The organism is Collinsella sp. AM10-26, assembly GCF_003472525.1.
Taxonomy (GTDB): Bacteria; Actinomycetota; Coriobacteriia; order Coriobacteriales; family Coriobacteriaceae; genus Collinsella.
Window position 1 is genome coordinate 141,641 of the sequence record NZ_QRMC01000002.1, and the last position, 22,587, is coordinate 164,227.

The window sequence follows — 22,587 nt, forward strand, 5'->3', positions numbered from 1 at the left end:
GTCCCGATCGGAGTTCGCGTTGAGTCGGCCGCCACGAAACCGGCCCATCTACTACGTTTAGTCGTGAACCCCCGACCACGCCTCAATTGTCAAAAATAAAACCGCAGGTAGACGGCTTGGCGGTTTTCGAAAAACCACCGTGTGGTTGGCCCCTACCACTTAAACGTAGTAGATAGGCCGGTTTCGTGGCGAGGCATGTTGCGGGACGCGCACGGACCGACCCATCGAAACTATGCCGGCTTAAGATATGCGGACGGAGCTGACGGAGACGACGTTTGCCCAGATAAAACCGACCAAAATAAACCTGTCCCTTATTGGCAGGTTCAAAACCATGCCGGTTTACGGGGCAGAACCAGTGCCCCTTGAGCATGCCAGAAACGGCAAGGACAAAACCGCAGGTAGGAGGCTTGTCAGTTTACGGAAAAACGGGGTATGGTCAGCACTCACCGTTTCAGCCCCGTAATCCGGCATGGTTTTGATTTTGGGCAGTCGCTCGGACGAGCGCATGGCATCTAGCCCCTTTGAAAAAAACCGGCGGGGCGCTCCCCCCCCCGCCGGCTTGGTACCGAGTCTTTGTCGTTTGGGCTACTTGGCAGCCTCGGGCTTGTAGGTGGCAAACTCGATCGCAAAGCCCACGGCGGCACCCACGAAAGAGGCAACGATAGCCCAGATCATGTGGTTGATGCCGTTAACACCGGAGGGGTCGATGAAGGACAGCCAGTTGAAGACGCCCAGACCACCGGACATGTACACCACGGCGCCGGAGAGACCAATGATGAGGCCGCCCACAGCAGAACCGATGCTGGCGTTGATGAAGGCCTTCTTATCGGGCAGGGCGACACCGTAGATAGCGGGCTCGGTGACACCAAAGAAGAAGGCGGAGATCATGGCCGGCAGCGCGATACCGCGGAACTTCTCGTCCTTGTTCTTGAGATACATGGCGAAGAGCACGGCGCCCAGCGAGAAGGAGTGGGCGATAACGGAGCCCAGGATGTAGTCGTGGCCCAGAGTGGACAGGTTGACCAGCGCGATGGGCACGAGCGACCAGTGGAAGCCAAAGATGACCAGGCACATCCAGAAGGCACCGACGAGGGTGCAGCCCAGGAGGGAGCCGATCATGGGCAGGCCAAACAGCAGCGCGAAGAACTCACCAAGCAGGTTGGTGATGAGCGTGGCGATGGGGCCAATGACCAGATAGCCAAGGGTGACGGTAACGGTGACGACGATCAGCGGGGTGAAGAACATCTTCATAGAAGCGGGCATCCACTTCTTAACCCAGTGCTCGAGGGTGGAGCCAAACCAGACCATGAGCAGGATGGGGATAACGGAGCTGGTGTAACCCGAGGCAGGCATGATGAGCGGCAGGCCCAGGAACGTGGTGTACCAAGAGAAGGTGCCAGCAAAGCCGAGCTCGACGGAGCCGACAACCTCGCCCGAGGTCAGGGCAACCATGGTGGGATACACCAGGGCAAAGGCGATGGCCATGCCGTTGAACTCGCTCATCTTGAACTTCTTGGCCGCGGTAAAGCCAAGCACCACGGGCAGGAAGTAGAACATGCCGTCAGCGACGGTGTAGAGCAGCGTGTAGGCGCCGTCGTTGGCAAAGCTCGGGACCAGGAAGGTAGCGAGCGCCAGCAGGCCCTTCATGATACCGGCAGCGGCGAAGGTGCCGAGCATGGGGGCGAAGATGCCCGAGATGAGGTCGATGATCACATCGGTAACGCCCTTGGGAGCGGCATCGTCGTCATCGGCGTCGACGGCGCCGCCGTCGCTAAAACCGCCGGCCTTGAGAACGGCGTCGTAGACGTCCTCGACGATGTTGCCCACAACAACCTGGTACTGGCCGTTGGCGTGCATGACCTTGATGACGTTGGGCAGCTCGGAGATTGCCTCGTCATTGGCCTTCGACTCGTCCTTGAGCTTAAAACGAACACGGGTAATGCAGTGTGCGACGCATTTGACGTTGGACTTGCCGCCAACCAGCTCTACGATCTGGGCAGCAAGATCGTCGTATTTACCTGCCATGATCTGTCCTCTCTTTTCCAAATTTCGACAAAAATATCCCCTACCGCGAGCCGGTACCTTGCCCGCAGTTAGAAACCAAAAAGAATTGTTGCGATTGCCGCCGGGCTGGCGGCTTTACTCACTCGGTCTGCGAAGCCGATCGCAGACGGTTGATATGCATCATCAGATACAAGAGCTCCTCGTCCGAGCAGCTCTGCTTGAACTCTTTCTCGAACACGCGGTTGATGGCGTACGCACACTGGTAGGCCTCGGGAAAATCGCGGGCGGCCTGCATAAACAGTGAGGAGTTCTCGGTCTGCGTGCAGCTGCCCTTAACAAGGCGGCGAACCAAAAAGCGCAGGTGCGCAAGAAAGCGAATGTAGCAGTACGACGCCGTGTCGAGCGAGCAGCCGAGCTGCTTTTCCACGGAATGGGTTACCTCGTCAAGCACGCGGGTGCTCTTCATGATGAAGTCCATGTCCTTGGCGCGGCCCATGCCGTCGACCTCGGCGTTAACGATGTGGAGCGCGATGCTCGTGGCCTCGTTCTGACCCAGCTTGGCGCCGGTGTGCTTTTGCACGATGGCGAGCGCGGCCTGACCGATTTCGAGCTCACGCGGGTAGATGAAAGCCACCTCATGCTCGAGCGGGTTGGGAGCGCTGATCTGGTCGTCGTCGCGCTGAACGGCAAACTGCAGGTGATCTGCCAGGATAAAGGGCAGGCCACCGGACAGCTTGCAACCAAGCTGCTGGGATGCGAAGCAGGCAATGTCGCTTGCCGCGAGCAGAACGTCGTCGGGAAGTGTGCCGACCATATCCTGCAGGCTCTCGGGAACGTTATAGAATTTGCGCTGGATGAGCGACTCATCGGCAAGCTCGTAGGGCATCTCGTGAAAACCGATGCCCTTGCCAAAGACAACAACCTCTCGGCCGTCATCGCTGGCGGCGAGAGCAACGTTATTGTTGATCTTCTTTAAAATGAGCATGAAAAAACTCCTCGGACATCGGCGCTAGACGACGGGGCGATATTCCTCGTCTTCTATTATGCGCAAGTGATGCCTCCCGAGGAGTAACAAACTTGTGAGCACGTGGGCGATTGTAGGATGAAACTTGCATGCAGCGTAAGCCCCATTGGTGCGAAAGTCCGCTGAACGGTAGGAAATCGCCTGTAAACGGCAAAACCACCACAAAGGTGCCTGGCCCCTTTGTGGTGGTTTTGGCTGATGCCCCGATGTTACTCGCGCGGGGTGCCGTAGGGGTTGTACAAATCTGCAAGAGCAAATGTGCCGGTAGTAGCATCAAAGTCGAGTTCGAGCACACAGCAGTTGCCAATGCGGTGCTTCATCTTGAGCGGCTCCACGCCCACGCCGCGCATGACCTGAGCCGCTGCGGCGCCATGGCTCACGCACAACACGCTCTCATGTCCAGGGCGCTGCATGAACTCGGTGATCGTCGCCATCATACGCTCGCGAAACTCGACTTCGCCCTCGCCGTCATACTGCTTGTAAAAATCGCCGTACGGCAGGCGCGGATTCAAATCCTCGCTCGCGCCCTCAAATTTGCCAAAGTTCCACTCCTTAAGGCCCTTGACGCGCTCGTAAGGCTGACCGGGGAACGCAAGCTCAAGCGTGTCGCACGCACGCTCGGACGTCGAACTGTACGCATGGTCAAACGTAAGGCCACGCCCTCGCAGGGTCGCACCGACAGTTTTAGCCTGCTCGATTCCCAGCTCGGTGAGCGGCGAGTCACACCAGCCCTGCTTGCGACGAAGCAAGTTAAAGAGCGTTTGACCGTGACGCATAAAGTACAGTTTTGACATGAGGCCTCCGTGATCGCAATCGTTTGTCAGCGATTATGACACCTTGAGCTAACTTTAAGTCAAAGCTTTTTTGCAAAAACCACCACAAAGATGCCTGTCCCTTTTTGGCATGTTATGGCAGCGCAGCGAGCCGGTTCCAAGTGCCCCAGGTCGCCCCGAAAGAGGAGCGACGCGTACTTTGGTACGCGAGCGACGGCTTGAGGGGCGAGATGGGGTGCTTGGGGCCGGCGCAGCGTCAAGCCTTAAAGGTGGTCTTGGATGAGATCGCAGATGGCTCGGGCGTCATTGATGTTGATGGTTCGGGTCGCGAAGCCGGCGTCGAAGGCCTGACGCGCCAGGGCTTCGTTGCAGGCAAGGGCCAGCGTGTGACCGTCGACCAGGTCGAGCGAGCTCTTGCCACGCAGACGGTCGACACCGGAGCGCGCGACCACGATGTTGTCGAAACCCTCGGTCTTGTAGCCCTCAATGATCACCACGTCGACATCGTTGTAGCGCGACAGCAGCTCGCGCGCGGGCATCTCGTCCTCCTCGCGTGTGTCGGCGTACTCCGCCCAGCGCGTGGCGCAGATGAGGCCCACGTGCTTGGATCCGGCCTGGTGATGGCGCCAGGTGTCCTTAGCGGGCACATCGATATCAAAGCCGTGATGCCCATGATGCTTGAGCGAGCCCACGCGCAGGCCGCGGCGGGTGAGCTCGGCGATAACCTTCTCGACGAGCGTGGTCTTGCCCGAGTTTTGGTAGCCGATAAACGCGATCGCAGGGACGGCTGGAGTGGGAGCTGCGGGTGCGACGGCGACGGGTGCGCTCGCGGGTGCGTCGCCCGCGGCCCCCACAGCCTCAACAGCAGCGGCCTGGCGCTCGGCGCGGTCCCACACACCCGAGCGGCCGCCTTCCTTGTGCAGCAGGCGAACGTCGACGATCTCCATGCCACGATCGACGGCCTTGCACATGTCATAGATCGTTAAGCACGCGGCACTCGCGCCGGTCAGAGCCTCCATCTCGATACCCGTCTTGCCCGTCACGCCAGCCGTAACCAGTACGTGAAAGCCAACTTGCCCGTCTGCGCGCGCCGGCGCCCAGCCCTCGGGCACGTCCTCGGCCGGCGTCCCCGCCGGAGCGATGGGCGCAATGTCGCACTTGCTCTTGGTAATGAGCAACGGATGGCACATGGGGATGATGTCGCTCGTGCGTTTGATGGCCATAATGCCCGCCACACGTGCGCAGGCAAGCACGTCGCCCTTTTTGGCGCGGTCCTGCAGCACCATGGCCTGCGTCTCGGGGTGCATGAGGATGGTGCCCTCGGCGATGGCGATGCGATGGGTCTCGGCCTTGTCGGACACGTCGACCATACGAACCTCGCCCTTGGCATCCACATGCGTTAGCTCGTCGCGGCGGGCGTCGCGAGCGGGCTCGGCAGCAGCGCCGGCAGACGGCTGTGCGGTCGCGTCGGCGTTGCCAGCATTCGCCGCAGCCGTGACTTTGTGGGCAGACATCGCGGCCCTGCGAGCGGCCTTGGTGGCATCGGCGTACCTGCTCTTGGCCATATGATCATCCTCCGATTTGGGACATAAATCGTTGCGTGCCCTCAATTATCGCGTGTTCCTGCGGTTTGTGGGCCACGGCATCGCGCCAAATTGAAAGCACCTGCATATCATCACCACGGCGCAGCGCCTCACGCACCGAATACTCGGCATCGCCGAACAGGCACGGACGCACGTTGCCGTCGGCCGTCAGGCGCAGGCGGCTGCAGCTCGCGCAAAATGGTTGGACATAGCGCTGATAAAGCCGACCGTTCCCGCCGCACCCGGAAAGCGCCAATAGCGCGCGGGAGCCGTGCCGGCAGGAGCGTCGGTGATGTCGAGCAGTTCGAGCTCGCCCAGGCCCACCGTGGCGGCCCCGGCATTGACGCGCACCCGTAGCTCGTCGCTCGGCACGGTGTCGCTCGCATCCCACAGCGCTGGATTGAGCGTGGGCGCATGAGGGTCCACGGCGCAATGCGAGCTCGTACGCTCGTCGCCGATGGGCATGTATTCGATGAAGCGCAGGTGAATGGGACGGTCGACGGTCAGGCGCGCGAGGGCCGCCACATCTTGGTTGAGCCTGCGCACAACAACGCAGTTGACCTTGACGGGCTCAAAGCCCCAGGCCAGCGCCGCGTCGATGCCGGCCATGGTCTGCTCGAGCCGGCCCAAGCGGGTGATCTCTTCAAACAGCACGGGGTCGAGCGTATCGAGTGAAATGTTGACGCGGTTAAGCCCGGCGTCTTTGAGCTGCGGCGCCAGCTTGGGCAGCAGGGCGCCATTGGTGGTAAGCGAGATGTCCTCGATCTGCGGAATCGCGCGGATGTCGCGAATGAGCGGGATGATACGGCGGCTGACCAGCGGCTCGCCACCCGTCAGGCGCACGCGGCGAATGCCCTCCCCCGCAACCAGGCGCACAAAGCGGGCGATTTCCTCGGCGCTGAGCAGCTCGTCGTGCACGCGGGGCGCCACGCCTTCGGCAGGCATGCAGTAAATGCAGCGGAAATTGCCCTTGTCGGTAACGGCAATACGCAGGTAGTTGATATTGCGGCCAAAACCGTCATGATGCACGCGCCCGTCCACGCAGCCCTCCCCTCACGCTGGTCTTTATTCTTTAGGGAATATAGTACCGCACGGGAAGAATAGGTCGACATGCGTACGACACGACGCAGGGCGAATGGCGTTTTCTAGCGCGAACTCGACATGGTTCAACACACCTACATTCAATTGGAAATGCCTACGCACGCAACTTTTTCGCCCGGTCCTCAACACAAACCTTGACTCTACAATCGTTGTAGGTTTTTCACTACACTGGTACGTAAACGAACCCAGCCAGAAAGTGCCCCGCCCATGGAACACGACCTCACACGCGGCAACGTCCTTAAGACCATCGCGGTCTTTGCCCTGCCTTATATGCTCTCGTACTTTTTGCAGATGCTCTACGGCATGGCCGACCTGTACATGATGGGGCAGTTTAGCGGCGCTGCCGGCATCACCGCCGTGGGCAATGGCGCGCAGACGCTCTATATCATTACCGTAACGCTCGTGGGCCTGGCCATGGGAACGACGGTCGTCGTCGGCCACGCCGTGGGTTCGCGCCGGTTTGATCGAGCCGAGACCGCCATCGGCAACACCATCACGCTCTTTATGGGTGTCTCGGTGGTGCTGGCCGCCGTCTTGTTTGCGCTGTGCCCGCAGATCGTGGCACTCATTGGCACGCCAGCCGAGGCAGTCGAAGGCACTGCCGCCTACCTGCGCATCTGCTTTGTCGGCATTCCCTTTATCGCCGCATACAACATCCTCTCGGCAATCTTTCGCGGGCTGGGCGATTCGCGCTCGCCCATGTACGTGATTGGCGTGGCATGCATCATCAACATCGCGCTCGATTTTCTATTTATCGGGCACATGGGGCTCGGCCCCGTGGGCGCGGCACTCGGCACGGTAACCGCCCAGACGGCCAGCGTTGCCCTCGCGCTCGTGTGGCTCAAGAGCCGCCGCACGAACATCCACGTTAAGCGCAGCGACCTACGTCCTCAGCCCGAGGTGCTCGGCAGCATTCTTAAGATCGGCGTGCCCGTGGCCGTGCAGGACGGCTGCATTCAGGTGGCGTTTATGTTTATCACCGTCATCGCCAACCATCGCGGCCTGGTCGACGCCGCTGCCGTGGGCTTGGTCGAAAAGATGATCAGTTTTTTGTTTATCGTGCCGAGTTCCATGGGCGCCACCGTCAGCGCGCTCACGGCGCAAAACGCCGGCGCGGGCAAGGGCGACCGCGCGCGTCAGGTGCTCAAAGATGCCATGACCATCTCGGTGATATATGGCTGCCTGATCACGGTGCTGATGTGGCTGGTGGCACCGGCGTTTCTCGGCTTTTTTGCCAAGGACGCCGCGGTCGTTGCGGCCGGCACCGGCTATATGCGCAGTTATATTTTTGACGCGATCTTTGCCGGCATCCACATTTGCTTTAGCGGTTTTTTCGCTGCGTATGGCAAGAGCTACATCGGCTTTGCGCACAACGTGCTGGCAGTGGTGCTCATTCGCGTGCCCGGCGCGTGGCTGCTGTCGAACGCCTACTCCGACACGCTGTTCCCCATGGGCATCGCCTCGCCGTGCGGGTCGATTCTGTCGGTGATTATTTGCGTGGTGGCATTTACCGTACTCAACCGTCGCGGAGCTTTTGACAAGTTGGTGGCATAGCGGGGCAACGCATGCCTAGCGCCTCTCCCCTGTTTTTACCGAAAGGAGCGGTCCTGTGACCGACATGCCAAGCGAACACACCGAGGGCCTACTCCGCATTGGCGAGGTGGCGCGCCTGCTTAACCTGAGCGTGGGCGCGTTGCGCCATTACGAGCAGATGGGCCTACTGGACCCGGCGCACATCGATCCGGCAAGTGGGTACCGCTACTACGGATCGCGGCAGCTCTCCACCCTCAACACCATTAGCCACCTGCGTGTTCTCGACTTGCCGCTCGCGCAAATCCGTGAGTTTGTGACCACGCGCGATGTGGACCTCATGCAGCGGCAGCTGGCCCAGCAGCAGGAGCTCATCGAGCGCAAGCGCTGCGAGCTGGAGCGCGTGTCGCGCAAGATCGATAACCGGCTTGCCCTGCTTCACGATGCCCTGAACACCGAGCTCGATACCATTTGCACAATCGATGCGCCCGAGCTTCGCTGCGCCGTGTTGCGCGAACGCGTCAACCCTACCGATGCCTATGCGCTGGAGTGGCAAATTCGTCAACTGCAGAAGGGCCAGCACGAGACCTTTGTCTTCCTGGGCAACTTGGGCGTCGGGATCGCGCCCGAACGCTTTGCCGCCGGCGACTTTGATGGCTACGACGAGGTCTTTCTGCTGCTGGATGACACGGACGATTACCTGGGCGATGTCGAAGTACGTCCCGCCGCGCGGTGTCTGACGGTCAGCTTCCGCGGCACGCACGGTCAGGCGGCCCCGCGCTATGAGCGCTTACTCGATTACATGCACGAGCGCGACCTGTCCCCCGCCGGTCCCTCGCGCGAAATCGCCCTCATCGACGACATTATCAGCGACGACCCAGCAACCTACGTGACGCAGATCACGGTGCCAGTTGCCGTGGCCGAATAAAAACCTCCCGGATAGCATCGGGCCATCCGGGAGGCTCTTTAATTTGATTAATTTGGCTATCGGTGCCTTAAGCCTGGGGCACCTCACCAGTCGCAAGAATCTGCTCGAGTGCGTCCTCATCCAATACAGGCACGCCCAGCTGCTCGGCTTTGGTGAGCTTGGAGCCCGCTTTGGGGCCGGCGACCAGATAGCTCGTCTTCTTTGACACGCTGCCCGAAACCTTGGCGCCGAGTACCTTGAGCGCCGCACCTGCCTCGTCGCGCGTGCGGTTGACGAGCGTGCCGGTGAGCACAAAGGTCAGACCCGCGAGCGGCTGTGCGTCGGCGAGCTCGCCGGCCACGCCAGCGTCGGCCGCGGCTTGCGCGTGCGCGGCGCCCAAGTCGACCTCGAGCGACATGCCCGCCTGGCGCAGGCGCTCCAGCACGGCGAGGTTCTCGGGTACGGCCAGGAACTGCTTGACGCTTGCCGCAATCTTGGAACCGATGCCCTCGCACTCGGCGATGTCCTCTTCGCTTGCCAAGATGAGCTTGTCAATCGACAGGAATCGTTCGGCGATGACCTCGCCCACACTCTTGCCCACGTGGCGGATACCCAGGGCAAACAGTACGCGACCGAGCGGCTGGCTCTTGGACTTGTTGAGCTCGGCGATGATTTTCTCGGCCGTCTTGAGGCCCACCGGGATGGGGTCGCCCTTCTTGACGCCCTTTTTGCTGTTGGAGCTGGCATACACGCGACCCGTGTCTAGGCCGGCGATGTCGTCGACCGTGAGCTGGTAGAAGTCGGCGACATCGTGGATCAGGCCAGCAGCGATCATCTTGTCGACGATCTCGTCGCCCAGGCCGTCCACGTCCATGCAGCCGCGGCTCACCCAGTGGAGCAGGCGCTCCTTGAGCTGCGCCGGGCAGTCGATGGACACGCAGCGATATGCCACCTCGCCATCCTCGTGGACCACGGGGCTGCCGCACACGGGACAGACCTCTGGCATGTGCCAGTCGACCGAATCGGCCGGGCGTTTGTCGAGCACCGGCCCCACGACCTCGGGAATCACGTCGCCCGCCTTGTGCACGATGATGGTATCGCCCTCGCGCACGTTTTTGCGGCGGATCTCGTCGATGTTGTGCAGCGTGGCGCGCGCGATGGTGGAACCGGCGACCGTCACCGGGTCGAACTCGGCGACCGGCGTGAGCACACCGGTGCGGCCCACCTGGATGCGAATCTCGCGCAGGATGGTCTGCTTTTCCTCGGGCGGGAACTTAAAGGCAATGGCCCAGCGCGGTGCGCGGGCGGTAAAACCTAGGTCGAGCTGCTGCTGGAAGCTGTCAACCTTTACGACCACGCCGTCGATGTCGTAGTCCAGGTCGCCGCGGTGCTCGAGCGCCTGGGCACAGAACTCGTGGACCTCGGCCGGCGTGGCGCAACGAGCCACGTTGGGGTTGACGCTAAAGCCGGCGTTGCGCAGCCAGTCGAGAAATTCGCGCTGGCTGTGGACGTGCAACGGGTCGGTATCGGCAATGGCATAGATAAAGGTGGCCAAGTCGCGACGCGCCGTGACCTTGGGGTCTTTTTGGCGCAAGGATCCTGCAGCGGCGTTGCGCGGGTTGGCGAAGGGGCCGCGGCCCTCGGCATCGGCCTCTTCATTCAGACGTACAAAGCTGCCTTTGGGCATATAGACCTCGCCGCGTACCTCAATGGTGCGCTCGCGGTCGGCGCCCATGTGGGCGAGCGCCGGCTCGGACAGGTGCATGGGCACATCCTTGATGGTACGGACGTTGAGCGATACGTCCTCGCCCGTGGTGCCATCGCCACGTGTGGCCGCGCGCACAAAGGTGCCGTTTTGATAGGTAAGCGCCACGCCCAGACCGTCGATCTTAAGCTCGCAGGTATAGGTGACGCTGCCGGCACCGAGCGCATCCTCGGTGCGTTGGAGCCATGCGTCGAGCTCGTCCAGATCCATGGCATCGTCCATGGAATACATGCGCGCCATGTGCGTTACCGGCGTAAACTGCTCGCTCACGTAGCCGCCCACGCGCTGGGTATAGCTGTCGGGCGTCACCAGGTCAGGATAGGCCGCCTCGATCTCCTGCAGCTCAACGAGCATTTTGTCAAAGGCGGCGTCCGTGATCTCGGGCGCATCGAGCATGTAGTAGCGATAGGCATGGTAGTCGAGCTCGTGGCGCAGCTCGGCCGCGCGCGTTGCCGCCTGGGCACGGACATCGGTCGGTGCGGTGGCTTCCGCGATCGCGGGCGTTTCGGTATCGATGTCCACGCCGTCACCAAACAGGCTCGATTGCTCCATAGCGGCACTCCTTCGCTCGATTTCAAACGGATACTAGAGTACCACCGGTCGCAATGAGGCCGAATAGCGGTCTCGAACCGCACCGAATCGGCAGCCGCCAGACTGGGGTGGACAGTTAGTTCAGATACGTATAAATCCTAGAGCTGGATCAGGCACGAACACCCCTGTTTCAACTAATTTGGGCTCCCTGAGACCATGTAAACGTCCCGCTCTCCCTCCCAAACGCCCATTCAAGCCCCATCCCAATCAAAAATTGCTCAAAACGCATCCCAAGCTGCCCCAGATTTATACGTATCTGAACTAACTGTCCAGGCCATTCCGAACCAAGCCTCTTGCCAGCCACAAGTGCTCCGTTTTCCTCCGTCCCCAAGGGATCATCACGAAAAGAGGGGGCTGCCCCGCGTTGGCGGGACAGCCCCCTCTGGCTTCGATATGTGTGGAGTGGCTCGTTAGTAACCCTGACCGTAGCCCTGGCCCTGCTGGCCTAGCAGCTCCTCCAGGTACTGGCGCAGCTGTTCGTCGGTAATACCGCCGTTGCCGGTGTCGGTCGCGCTGTCGTCCTGCTGCTGGTTCTGCAGCTCCTCGTCGGAGCCCAGTTCAACCGTGACCTTCTTCTCTTCCTTGCCGCGCATGAGCGTGATCTCGACCTTCTCGCCCACCTCGTGGCTGCGCAGTGCGATGATCAGGCCATCGGCGCTCGTGATCTCGTCGTCGCCCAGCTTGGTGATGACATCGCCCTCCTGAATGCCGGCCTTGGCAGCAGGACCATCCTCAACGACGCTCGCCACATACGCGCCGCTATCGGTGCTCAGCTTGTTGGTGCGGGCGTTGAGCGCGTTGACGCTCGAAAGCGTAGCGCCCATGTACGGATGCACCGGCGTCTTGCCGTCGATGATCTGGTCGGCAATGTTCTTGGCATAGTTGACCGGAATGGCAAAGCCCACGCCCGAGCTGGAGCCCGAATAGCTCTCGATGAGCGAGTTGATACCCACAAGCTCACCATTGTCGTTGACGAGCGCGCCGCCGGAGTTGCCCGGGTTGATAGCGGCGTCGGTCTGAATCATGTTGGCATAGATGGTATTGCCGCTGGTAGAGCTCATGGCCGTGGAGCGATACAGCGCCGACACGATACCCGTGGAGACAGACTGCTCGTTGCCAAACGGCGAACCGATAGCCATGACCCACTCGCCCACGTTGAGCTTGGAGGAGTCGCCGATCTCGATCGGGGTGAGCTTGGAGGCATCGGCATCCTTGAGCTTGATGACGGCGAGGTCGCTCGAGGCATCGTTGCCCACGAACTCGGCCTCATAGGTGGTGCCGTCGTCCATGGTCACCACGTACTGGTCGTAACCATCGACCACGTGGTTGTTGGTGAGGATGTGGCCCTCGGTATCGAGCACCACGCCCGAACCGACGCTGCCCGAGCTATCCGACTCGTCGGCAGACTGCGAAAGCGAGCCATTCTGGCTACCGCTCGAAGTGGCGGCGATGGAAACGACGGAGGGCAGGGCCTTAGCAGAGACGGCCTCGGCCAGCGTGGTGTCCTCGGAGTCGATGGTGATCTTTTGCGTCGATGAACCCGAAGCACCCGCCGTCACGGCATTCTTACCGCCACCAATATCGAGCGTGCCACTCATAATGAGTGCGATGACCAGCAAGGCTCCGCAGGCACAACCGGCAAGCGCCGTAATAAAGATCGGCAGCTTTTTGGTCTTGGTCTTGACCACCGTGTGCTTGTTTACAACCTGCTGGCCGCCCAGCGGCTTGCCGGTCTGCGTGTCGTAGGCCTGCACGTAGGGAATGTTGTTGCCGTCGGCAGGCGTCGACTCCACCTGTACGCGCGGCTGCTGCTGAGTCTCGCCGGCGTTGCCCGCATCCTGGGGACGCTGGGAATCGTTCTCGCTCATAGCTGCGATCCTTTCGTCAAATAACCAAAGGCCCGCCAAACATGTGGCGGGCCATCATTGTTCACGTTGAGTTGTACCCCAATATGCGTGCGCAAGTGTATGAGAACGAAATCTTTTAGGAAGGTTTAAGTTCTGTTGCAGACCCGAAAGGGACCCTCACCTGTGGCAAAGCCACCACAAAGGTGCCTGTCCCCTTTGTGATGGAAATCTAGTCCTTAAACAGATAGCCCACGCCGCGTACGGTGGTGATGTGCGCCGCGATCTGCGGGCCCACCTTGGAGCGGATGCGTCGGATATGCACGTCGACGGTACGCGTACCGCCGCAGTACTCAAAGCCCCACACGCGGTGCAGCAGCACCTCGCGGCTGTAGGCGCGGTTGGGGTGCGTGGCCAAAAAGCTCAGCAGCGAGTACTCCATCAGCGTCAGGTCGATGGGCTCGTTATCGAGCGTCACCTGGTAGGTAGCCAGGTTGATCTCGAGGTTATCGATGTTGAGTACATCGTCGGCGGTGACGGTCTCCTCCTCGCCCATCAGGCGCTGCGCACGAGCCTTGAGCTCGTTGGGCGTCGCCGTGGGGCATACAAAGTCGGCATGCGCGTGATTGGGCAGGCGCAGGGTGCCGAGCGCCTCGTCGTCGACGATCACCAACATGGGAACACCACCGCGGTCGTCAAGCCACTTGGCAATCTGATCGATGCGGTCGCTGCGGATGCCATCGGAATCGAGGATCAGCAGGTCAAAGTCGTGCGCCGCAGTCGGCGAATCGGGGGTGGCCAGGCTCACCTCGACACCCAGGGTGGTCGTCAAGCTGCGGGCAAACTCGTGGAAGCGCGTCGTGCGCGCCATGAACAGGGCACTCTTTTCGGACATATCGGCCTCCAAAGAAATGAGCTCAATCGTACTGGGACAAGCCAGCGCGATTAGGAGTTCGCCAGGTAGTGCTTGATCTCCCATTCGGTGATCGTGGATTCGAACTTATGCCACTCGTCGCGCTTCTTTTTGAGGAAGAAGCTATGGATGTGATCGCCGAGGGCATCCTTCATAAACTGCGAGTCCTCAAAGACGTCGAGTGCTTCTTTAAGCGAGCGCGGCAGCGGCGTGTAACCGGCCTCGAGCATCTGGCGGTCGTTGAGCTTAAGCGTCTCGGCCGTGGCCTCGGGCGGGAGCTCCAGCTTGCGCTCAATGCCGTCGAGACCAGCCGCCAGCGTGACGGCGTTGACCAGATACGGGTTGGCCATGGGATCGGGGCTACGAAGCTCGATGCGCGTGGACAGCTGCTTGCCGGGCTTGTAGACCGGGATGCGAACCATGCTTGCGCGGTTGCGCAAGCCCCACGTGGCGTACTGCGGCACGGAGTCGCCGCCCGTGGTGATGCGCTTGTACGAGTTGACGGTGGGGTTGGTGATGGCGCTGATCTCGCGCGCGTGCGCCAGGATGCCGGCCATGTAATGCTTGGCAATATCGGAGAGGTGGTACTTCTCGTCGTCCTCGCCCCAAAAGACGTTGTTGCCGTCGTGGTCGAACAGCGACTGATGCAAAAACATGGCGCTGCCGTCCTCGCCCGCCAACGGCTTGGGCATAAAGGAGGCATGGCAACCGCTCTCGTAGGCCTGCTGCTTAATGATGAGCTTGGCCGTGGTGATGGCGTCGGACATGCTCAGGGCCTCGGCGTGGCGCAGGCTCATGCCGTGCTGCGAGCGACCGGCGGCATGGAAGGTGTACTCCACGGGCACGGACATCTTCTCGAGCGTAAGGACCGTGTTGCGGCGCAGATCGCGAGCGGCATCGCTCACCGAAAGATCGAAGTAGCCCACGTTGTCGAGAGGCTCGGGCGTGTGCTCGTCGGGGAAGTAGTAATACTCCAGCTCGGCGCCCACGTTGAGCAGATAGCCGGCTTTCTCTGCCTTGCGGAACATGCGACGCAACGCATCGCGCGGATCGCCGGCGAAGGGCTTGCGATCGGGAGTGCACACGTCGCAGAACACACGGGCGACGCCGTTGTGGCTCGGACGCCACGGCAAAATCTGGAAGGTCGAAGCATCGGGAAACGCCAGCATATCGGCTTCCTCGGGCGTGGCAAAACCCTCGATGGCGGAGCCGTCAAAGCCAATGCCCTCCTCAAATGCGACCTCGAGGTCCTCGGGGCTAATGGCAAAGTTTTTGAGGCGGCCGAGAATGTCGACAAACCACAGACGCACAAAGCGGATGTCACGCTGCTCTACGGAGCGGAGTACGTAATCGATGTTCTGCTGGTTCATGTCGCTCCCCTTTCTTTCGGGCGGGTTTCGACTGGTCTATACCGCAGATACTATCGCAGAAAAATGTTTCCGCAGGGTTAAAGCGTATCAAGCGCTCAAAAAACGTGCGCGAGCAGGCGGGTGCCAAGCACGAACGAATGGTTAGCGCGAGGTCGAAGCGCGGTGTTCGATGTGGCCGGGGACCTCGATGCGCTTGGGGGCGAGCTTTGCGGCGTCGCCCACCGTAGTGGTAACGACGTCGATGCGCTCGGACAGGCGCTCGACCACGCGCTCGGCAATGGTGAGGGTGTCCTGCGCGGCCGTGGTCACACCGCCAAAGAGCACGTGGTTCCAGGGATAGTCGTCAAACGTTGCGATCTTGAGACCCGCCGGCAACGAAGGTCCCAACTGTGCCAGCGCCTCGGTCAGGCGCAGGAAGACCAGACCGTTGACGGCAATGAGGCCGAGTTTTTTACCCGCATAGCCGCGGATGGTCTCGTCCAGGCGACTGACACCCGTGGCGCCACCGTCGGCCAGGGTGACGACCTCGCCGGCCAGGCCGCGGCGCGAGAGCTCGTCGGCAAACGCCTCGGCGCGTTCGCGACGCACGGGGCTGTCGTCGCTTGCCTCGGTGAGCAGGCACAGGCGCTCGCTGCCCGCAGAGGCCAAGGCGTCTACCAGGCCGGCGACCAGCTCACGGTTGTTGGAGGTCACCAGATCGATGCCGCCATTGGCAACATCGCGGTCGAGCAGAACGACGGGCAGGCGTCCCGCAGCCTCGGCGATCGCCTTGTCGTTGCCTCCGCAGGTATTGACGACCAGGCCGTCCACGCCGGCATCGATAAGTCTGGTAAGCGACTCTGCCTCCTTGGCGGGGTCGTTGCCGCTAATGGCCGTCATGAGCGAGCAGCCGCGCGCGGCGGCGCTGGCGGAAAGCCCTTCGAGCATGGCGCTGGAGAACGGGTTAGCAATGTCGGCCAAGATCACGCCGATGAGGTTGGTACGCGAGCTGCGCAGATTGCGCGCGGCGGCACGTGGACGATAGCCGGTGCGCTCGATAACCGCCGCGATGCGAGCGCGGGTTTCCTCGGTCATCTGCCCGGGACGGTTGTTGAGATAGCGCGAGACCGTGGCCGGGCTCACGCCCGCCTCGGCGGCAATGTCCTTGATTCTCATCTGCGCCATAGCGCACCCCGTTTCCCAATTGTCGGCAGTCTGAGCCATTTTAGGCATTTTTTTAAAAATCTCGCTTGCAAAACGCTGTAGGTGGGCAGCATCGTTTTTACGTCTTGAGCAGATGCGGTGATGGGCTAGATATTCGAGTCTTTAGGCAGCTCAAAATAGTCGGGATGCAAGGCGATAACCGGGCCCTGCTCCTCGGGCATCAGATGCAAGTGCGTCTCTGCCAAATAGCTCGCCGCGTCGGTATCGCCCTTCTTAATGGCCTCGAGAATCCGGCGATGCTGCCGACGAATCGGCTCCCAATCCAGATCCTGCGACACCATACGCAACCAGTTGTAGCGCTCGAAATGCGTATTGACGCTCCTCATCCAATCCCACAACATGTGGCGGCCGGCAATCTCAAAACACGTCTCATGGAACAGATTGTCCAGATCGAAAAAGCGACGCGTTTCGCTATGGTCGAGCGACTCGGACTCGGCAAGAATCCGCTCGAGCCGCTGCTTTTGCTCGGGCGTGGCGGCAGAGCAGCATTTAATGAGCACGCTTCTCTCGAGTTTCTCTCGCAAGAAACAGGCGTTCTCGGCGCGCTCCATGCTGATTTTTGAGACATAGGTGCCGCTTTTGGGACGCGTTTCCACCAGCTCCTGCTCACGCAAGCGCACAAAGGACTCGCGAATGGGCGTGCGCCCGATTCCCGTCTCCTTTTCCAGACCAATCGCCGAAAGGCGCGTGCCGGGCTTGAGCTCGGCATAGATGATCTTGGAGCGCAATGCGTTGTATGCCTGATCTTGCAGGCTCTGATAATGCTGGTGCTGTTCCATAAAGCCCTCGAATGAAGCTCACGGTTTGTCGAATATCACCACGTAATACTATCGCATCCCCCATTCCCTCAGTTGCGGTGAAATAGGGCGCGCTCACGTCGCCAGGATCACAAGAACAAGCGGCGGCATCCCGAAACCCGGGACACCACCGCTGTTTTGCTATCGGATGGCGCAGAGACGCCCCCCTCATGCACCAAGGGGTTGACTAGAGCTCGCAGGCGACCTTGTAGCCATCGCCGATGGCGTCGCGGATGTTACCGCACTTCTGGGCATCGCCCAGCACGTGGGTGACAACGCCGGCAGCGGCAAGGTCATCGGCAAGCTTGGTATTGGGGCGGTAGCCCATGGCAAGCACCAGCGTATCGGCATCGGCGATGGTGTGGATCTGGCCATCCTTTTCGTAACTGATGGTGTCCTCGGTAATCTCGGTCACCTTGGCCTCGGTCAGCACGTGAACGCCCTTGGAGAGCATGCGCGTGATGAGCACCGCGCGACCGGCACCGCCCTCGTTGGCGGCGAGCGTCTTGGTCATCTCAATGACGGTGACATCGCGATTGGCCGGCGACAGGTCGTTGACCAACGGGGCCAGGTAATCGGCCGTCTCGCAGCCGACGGTGCCGCCGCCCACGATGACGATCTTCTTGCCCGGGAAGGCCTTGCCGCCCAGCAGGTCGTCAGCCGTCATAACCTGCTTAAAGCCCTGCATAAAGGCTGGAGCGATGGGCTCGGCGCCATAAGCCAGGACAACCTCGTAGCCCGCGTAATCGCGCTGAATGTCCTCGGCCGAAAGCTCGGTACCAAAGACGCACGTGACGCCGGCCTCGGCCAGGCGACGGTACTGATACTTGATCACGCGGGTGAGTTCCTGCTTTGCCGGCGGAACGGCTGCGATGCGCATTTCGCCGCCCGGCTCATCCTGCTTGTCCACGAGCACCACGTTATGGCCGCGCTTGGCGGCAATGTAGGCCGCCTCCATGCCCGCGGGGCCGGCGCCCACGACGAGCACGTTCTTGGCCTCGGCGGCAGGCTCGTAACCGGCCTCGTCGCGCTCCACGTCCGGGTTGACGGTGCAGGAGATGCGCTTGCCGAACATGATGCCGTTCAGGCAGCGCAGGCAGCCGATGCAGGGACGAATCTCGTCGGCGTTGCCGGCAGCCGCCTTGTTGCAGAACTCGGCATCGCACAGATTGGCGCGGCCCATCATGCAGATGTCGGCAGCGCCGTCCTCGATCAGCTCCTCGGCAATCCATGCCTCGTTGATGCGGCCGACCGTGGCAACGGGAATGTTCACATGCTTTTTGATCTCGCGCGAGCAGGCGGCGTGCGAAGCCTGCTGTGTACCGGCGGCGGGAATGGCGGAGCCGCGCTTGATGGTGGTACCGCCCGACACGTGAATCATGTCGACGCCGGCCTTCTCCAGACAACGCGAGACATAGATCATGTCGTTGAGGGTCAGGCCGCCATCGGTGTACTCGTCGCCCGAGATACGGACGTCGATGATGAAGTCCTTGCCGCAACGCTCGCGAATCTCGGCGATGACCTCGAGCAAGAAGCGCATGCGGGCGTCGAGCGAGCCACCATACTCGTCGGTACGCTTGTTATAGAGCGGGGTCAAAAAGCCGCCGAGCATGCCATGGGCGTGCGCCGCATGGACCTCGACGCCATCGACGCCGGCCTTCTGCATACGCACGGCGGCGTCGCCGAACTGATGCGTGAGCTCGTGGATCTCATCGACCGTGATGGGGCGCGGCGCCTCGCGGGCATAGGAGGGGCCCACAAAGGACGGAGCGATCAGGCGCGGCGTGCCCGGAATGTTAAAGGCCATGTAGGCGGGGTGGAAGAGCTGCGGCATGATCTTGCAGCCGTACTCGTGGACGGCCGCGGCGAGCTTTTCCCAGCCGGGGATAAACGAGTCGTCGTAGCAGCACATGTCGCCCGGCAGATAGGTATAGGTGGGCTCGACCGTCACGACCTCGGTGATGATTAGGCCCACACCGCCCTTGGCGCGGGCGCGGTAATGGTCGACCAGATCGTCGGTCACATAGCCGTGGTCGGCCAGGTTGGTAGACACCGGCGGCATAAAGACGCGGTTCTTGACCTCGGTCGTACCGACCTTGATCGGGCTAAAGAGCATCGGGTAGGCACAGGACTCCATGCAGGCTTCCTTTCGTTTGAGCCGCTCGGCGGCAGTTGCTAACGTACTTATCGTATCAGCAACTGCCGTATCCGCAGTCATATATGCTCAAACGCCAGTCGGCTAATGAATACCGCGACCCAAGTCTTCGGCGATTTTATCCACGCCCTTAAGTGCGGCGCAGGTCTTTTTGTTGGCGCAATGTCCCGTGCAAGCGCCGCCCTGAGCACAGTCGGCGCAGGTGCCCTTGCGGTAGATACGCACGCACACGGCGACAAACGCAATGCCGATAACAGCCAACACAACAATATCGATAGGTGCCATAGCAAGCCTCCTCTAGTTAACCACCACTTACTTTACCCCATCTTCCACCTGCCAAAAAGGGACAGGTTTATTTTGGTCGGTTTTATCTGCGGAAACGCCACATCTCAACTTTTGGTGCAAGGGGGTCAGGTTACTTTGCACCAACCTGGCGCAGATTAACCTGACACTTTTGCACCAACCTGGTGCAAAGTAGCCTGTCCCCCTTGCACCAATCTGTCCCACTTGCACCAAAAAGCCCGAGTGTCGCTGGGACACCCGGGCTCGTGAAAAGGGGCTAATCCTTATTCGGACTTAGGCGGAAACCGTGGCAGAAGCGGTGTTGGTCTCGTCCTCGTCGGTCCATGCATGCTTGGGCATGGGACGGAAGATCTGGAAGAGCATCGCAGCCAGCAGCACGATGGCCACAACCGTCCAGATACCAAACTGCCCAAGAACAAGCAGGTTATAGAACTGGTTGATGAACAGGCCGATGACCCAAGCAAAGGCACACTCGTAGCCGATGGCAATCGCGGTCCACTTACCGGAGTTCATCTGGTTACGGATGGTGCCGATAGCGGCAAAGCACGGAGCGCACAGCAGGTTGAAGGCACCAAAGGCGACGCAAGCGCCCATGGTCGGGAACATAGCCGCAAACGCGGTCCACAGGCTCGGGTCGGTCTCGCCGGCGTCGGCAACGGACAGCAGCGAGCCGGCGGTGGCGACAACGTTCTCCTTGGCGACGAGGCCAGAGACGGTCAGTGCGGTGGCCTGCCAGGTGCTAAAGCCGAGCGGGGCGAAGATCCAAGCGACCAGGTTGCCGAACATGGCAAGCACGGAGTAATCCATGAACTCCTCGGGGATGCCCTCCATGGAAGGCAGGTAGCCAAAGGCGCCGTTGTAGCTACCAAAGTTGGAGAGGAACCAAACGACGACGGTGGACGCAAAGATGACCGTGCCGGCCTTCTTGATAAAGGCGAAGCAGCGCTCCCACACGTGCAGCGCCCAAGAGCGGATCGCCGGGAAGTGGTAAGCGGGGAGCTCCATAACGAACGGCGTCGGGCGGCCGGCGAAGAGCTTGGTCTTCTTGAGCATGAGGCCCGAAGCGATGACGGCAAAGACGCCCAGGAAGTAGAAGAGCGGGCTGATCCACGCGGCGGTGGTGGAAGAATCGCCGATGATGGAACCCATGAGCAGGGCAATGATCGGCAGCTTGGCGCCACAGGGAATGAACGTGGTGGTCATGACCGTCATGCGGCGGTCCTTCTCGTTCTCGATGGTCTTGGTGGCCATGACGCCGGGGACGCCGCAGCCCGAGGACACGAGCATGGGGATAAAGGACTTACCGGACAGGCCAAAGCGGCGGAACACGCGGTCCATGATGAAGGCGACGCGGGCCATATAGCCGCAATCCTCCAGGAAGGACAACATCACAAAGAGCAGGAACATCTGCGGCACGAAGCCGAAGATGGCGCCCAGGCCGCCGACGATACCGTCGCAGACCAGCGAATCGACCAGGCCACCGTCCTCGGTGCCGCCCGCCACGAGGGCATCGTGCACCATGGTGGTAATACCCGGAACATACGGGCCGTACTGTGCCGGGTCGATCGAATCGGCAGCGTCCTCGCCCACGGCCTCGACGGCCGCATCGTAGGCGTCGCGGCCCTGACCGAGCACGTACCAACCGTCGGTGCCAAAGAGCTGGTCGTTGGTGAAGTCAGTCACCGTACCGCCCAGGGTGGAAACGGCGATGTAGTACACGCAGAACATAATGACTACGAAGATCGGCAGGCCCAGAATGCGGTTGGTAACCACACGGTCGATCTTCTCGGAAGTGCTCATCTTGGCCGGAGTCTTGGTGAGGCACTCATCGACGATGTGCGCGATCACACCATAGCGCTCACCGGTGATGATGGACTCGGCATCGTCATCGCAATCCTGCTCGCACTGGGCGACCAGCTGCTCCACACGAGCCGCCTTCTCCTTGGTGAGGTTGATGAGTTTGCAGGCATCCGTATCGCGCTCGAACAGCTTGACGGCGTAGTAGCGACGCTTGCTGGCGGAAACGCTCGCAGGCAGGTTATTCTCGATGTGGTCCAGAACGTCCTCGATGGAGGAATCGAACTTGTGCTCCGGCACCTGGCCCTTGGAAGCAGCGGACTTCTTGACCTGCTCGAACAGTTCCTTGATGCCCTTGTTCTTGAGGGCCGAGATCATCACGACCGGGCAACCGAGCTTCTTGGAGAGCTTGTCCGTGTCGATCTTATCGCCGTTCTTCTCGACCAAGTCGGCCATGTTGAGGGCGACGACCACGGGCAGACCGGTCTCAATGACCTGAAGTGCCAGATACAGGTTGCGCTCGAGGTTGGTGGCGTCGACGACCTGGACGACGACATCGGGCTCGCCGCTCATGAGGTAATCGCGCGAGCATTGCTCCTCGGGGCTGTAGGGGGAAAGCGAGTAGATGCCAGGGAGGTCCGTGATGGTAACGTTCTTGTCGCTTAGGAGCTTGGCTTCCTTTTTCTCAACCGTGACGCCGGGCCAGTTGCCAACGTAGCCGTTGGCGCCGGTGATCAGGTTGAAAAGCGTGGTCTTGCCGCAGTTGGGGTTACCCGCAAGCGCGACATGGATCTGAGAATCCGCCATTCAATCCTTCTTCCTTGTGTGCCCGCGCTGTCATCTCCGCGCAGGTTGGATAATGTGCTTCAAAGATGCTGCATTAAGTTAGAAAAACCTAACTTTATATGCAGAAATACACGCCGCGAG

The 22,587-nt window shown here is 60.9% G+C and carries 17 protein-coding genes; 2 read left to right on the top strand and 15 right to left on the bottom strand.

What is annotated here, in order from left to right; genetic code table 11:
* Positions 1–585 precede the first annotated feature (585 nt).
* The 6 genes from DW123_RS02230 to DW123_RS02250 form a co-directional block, all read right to left on the bottom strand.
* Entirely contained in the window at positions 586–2,025 is a 1,440-nt protein-coding gene (locus tag DW123_RS02230) for a PTS transporter subunit EIIC (RefSeq protein ID WP_117635881.1), read from the bottom strand.
* A gap of 118 nt (positions 2,026–2,143) precedes the next feature.
* A complete protein-coding gene (locus DW123_RS02235) occupies positions 2,144–2,989 on the bottom strand; it encodes a PRD domain-containing protein (protein ID WP_117563639.1) in 846 nt (281 codons plus the stop codon).
* 248 nt (positions 2,990–3,237) lie between these two features.
* The gene (locus tag DW123_RS02240) at positions 3,238–3,822 is read right to left on the bottom strand and encodes a histidine phosphatase family protein (RefSeq protein WP_117563640.1); all 585 of its coding nucleotides are present in this window, start codon (positions 3,820–3,822) and stop codon (positions 3,238–3,240) included.
* A gap of 242 nt (positions 3,823–4,064) precedes the next feature.
* Positions 4,065–5,366 (bottom strand): molybdopterin-guanine dinucleotide biosynthesis protein B, encoded by a 1,302-nt coding sequence (mobB, locus tag DW123_RS09825; RefSeq protein WP_118273069.1) that lies wholly within the window; start codon positions 5,364–5,366, stop codon positions 4,065–4,067.
* Between the two features lie 4 nt (positions 5,367–5,370).
* Positions 5,371–5,640, bottom strand: coding sequence for a hypothetical protein (locus DW123_RS09715; RefSeq protein ID WP_233540114.1), 270 nt, complete (start codon positions 5,638–5,640; stop codon positions 5,371–5,373).
* Positions 5,553–6,425, bottom strand: a complete 873-nt coding sequence (locus DW123_RS02250; protein ID WP_233540113.1) for a GTP 3',8-cyclase MoaA — start codon at positions 6,423–6,425, stop codon at positions 5,553–5,555. Before DW123_RS02250 ends, DW123_RS09715 begins: the two co-directional genes overlap by 88 nt.
* Positions 6,426–6,692: 267 nt before the next feature.
* Here DW123_RS02250 and DW123_RS02255 point away from each other — a divergent pair, with 267 nt between their 5' ends.
* Complete coding sequence (locus DW123_RS02255; RefSeq protein WP_118273070.1) at positions 6,693–8,039, top strand: MATE family efflux transporter; 1,347 nt, start codon at positions 6,693–6,695, stop codon at positions 8,037–8,039.
* A 64-nt stretch (positions 8,040–8,103) separates the two neighbouring features.
* Entirely contained in the window at positions 8,104–8,943 is an 840-nt protein-coding gene (locus tag DW123_RS02260; protein WP_233540121.1) for a MerR family transcriptional regulator, read from the top strand.
* A 67-nt stretch (positions 8,944–9,010) separates the two neighbouring features.
* Here the strand turns inward: DW123_RS02260 and ligA are convergent, their stop codons facing one another.
* The 9 genes from ligA to DW123_RS02305 form a co-directional block, all read right to left on the bottom strand.
* Complete coding sequence (gene ligA / locus DW123_RS02265; RefSeq protein WP_117763603.1) at positions 9,011–11,239, bottom strand: NAD-dependent DNA ligase LigA; 2,229 nt, start codon at positions 11,237–11,239, stop codon at positions 9,011–9,013.
* A 449-nt stretch (positions 11,240–11,688) separates the two neighbouring features.
* Positions 11,689–13,146 (bottom strand): S1C family serine protease, encoded by a 1,458-nt coding sequence (locus tag DW123_RS02270; protein ID WP_118273072.1) that lies wholly within the window; start codon positions 13,144–13,146, stop codon positions 11,689–11,691.
* Positions 13,147–13,354: 208 nt separating this feature from the next.
* Complete coding sequence (locus tag DW123_RS02275) at positions 13,355–14,017, bottom strand: response regulator transcription factor (protein WP_006234733.1); 663 nt, start codon at positions 14,015–14,017, stop codon at positions 13,355–13,357.
* A 50-nt stretch (positions 14,018–14,067) separates the two neighbouring features.
* Positions 14,068–15,405, bottom strand: a complete 1,338-nt coding sequence (locus DW123_RS02280; RefSeq protein WP_118273073.1) for a glutamine synthetase family protein — start codon at positions 15,403–15,405, stop codon at positions 14,068–14,070.
* 141 nt (positions 15,406–15,546) lie between these two features.
* Positions 15,547–16,569 (bottom strand): LacI family DNA-binding transcriptional regulator, encoded by a 1,023-nt coding sequence (locus tag DW123_RS02285; protein WP_158570711.1) that lies wholly within the window; start codon positions 16,567–16,569, stop codon positions 15,547–15,549.
* Between the two features lie 125 nt (positions 16,570–16,694).
* Entirely contained in the window at positions 16,695–17,387 is a 693-nt protein-coding gene (locus tag DW123_RS02290) for a GntR family transcriptional regulator (RefSeq protein ID WP_118273075.1), read from the bottom strand.
* Between the two features lie 205 nt (positions 17,388–17,592).
* On the bottom strand, positions 17,593–19,542 hold the full coding sequence (locus DW123_RS02295; RefSeq protein WP_118273076.1) for an NAD(P)/FAD-dependent oxidoreductase: 1,950 nt from the start codon (positions 19,540–19,542) through the stop codon (positions 17,593–17,595).
* Positions 19,543–19,644: 102 nt separating this feature from the next.
* On the bottom strand, positions 19,645–19,845 hold the full coding sequence (locus DW123_RS02300; protein WP_118273077.1) for a hypothetical protein: 201 nt from the start codon (positions 19,843–19,845) through the stop codon (positions 19,645–19,647).
* A 291-nt stretch (positions 19,846–20,136) separates the two neighbouring features.
* The gene (locus tag DW123_RS02305; RefSeq protein ID WP_118273078.1) at positions 20,137–22,467 is read right to left on the bottom strand and encodes a ferrous iron transporter B; all 2,331 of its coding nucleotides are present in this window, start codon (positions 22,465–22,467) and stop codon (positions 20,137–20,139) included.
* Positions 22,468–22,587 lie beyond the last annotated feature (120 nt).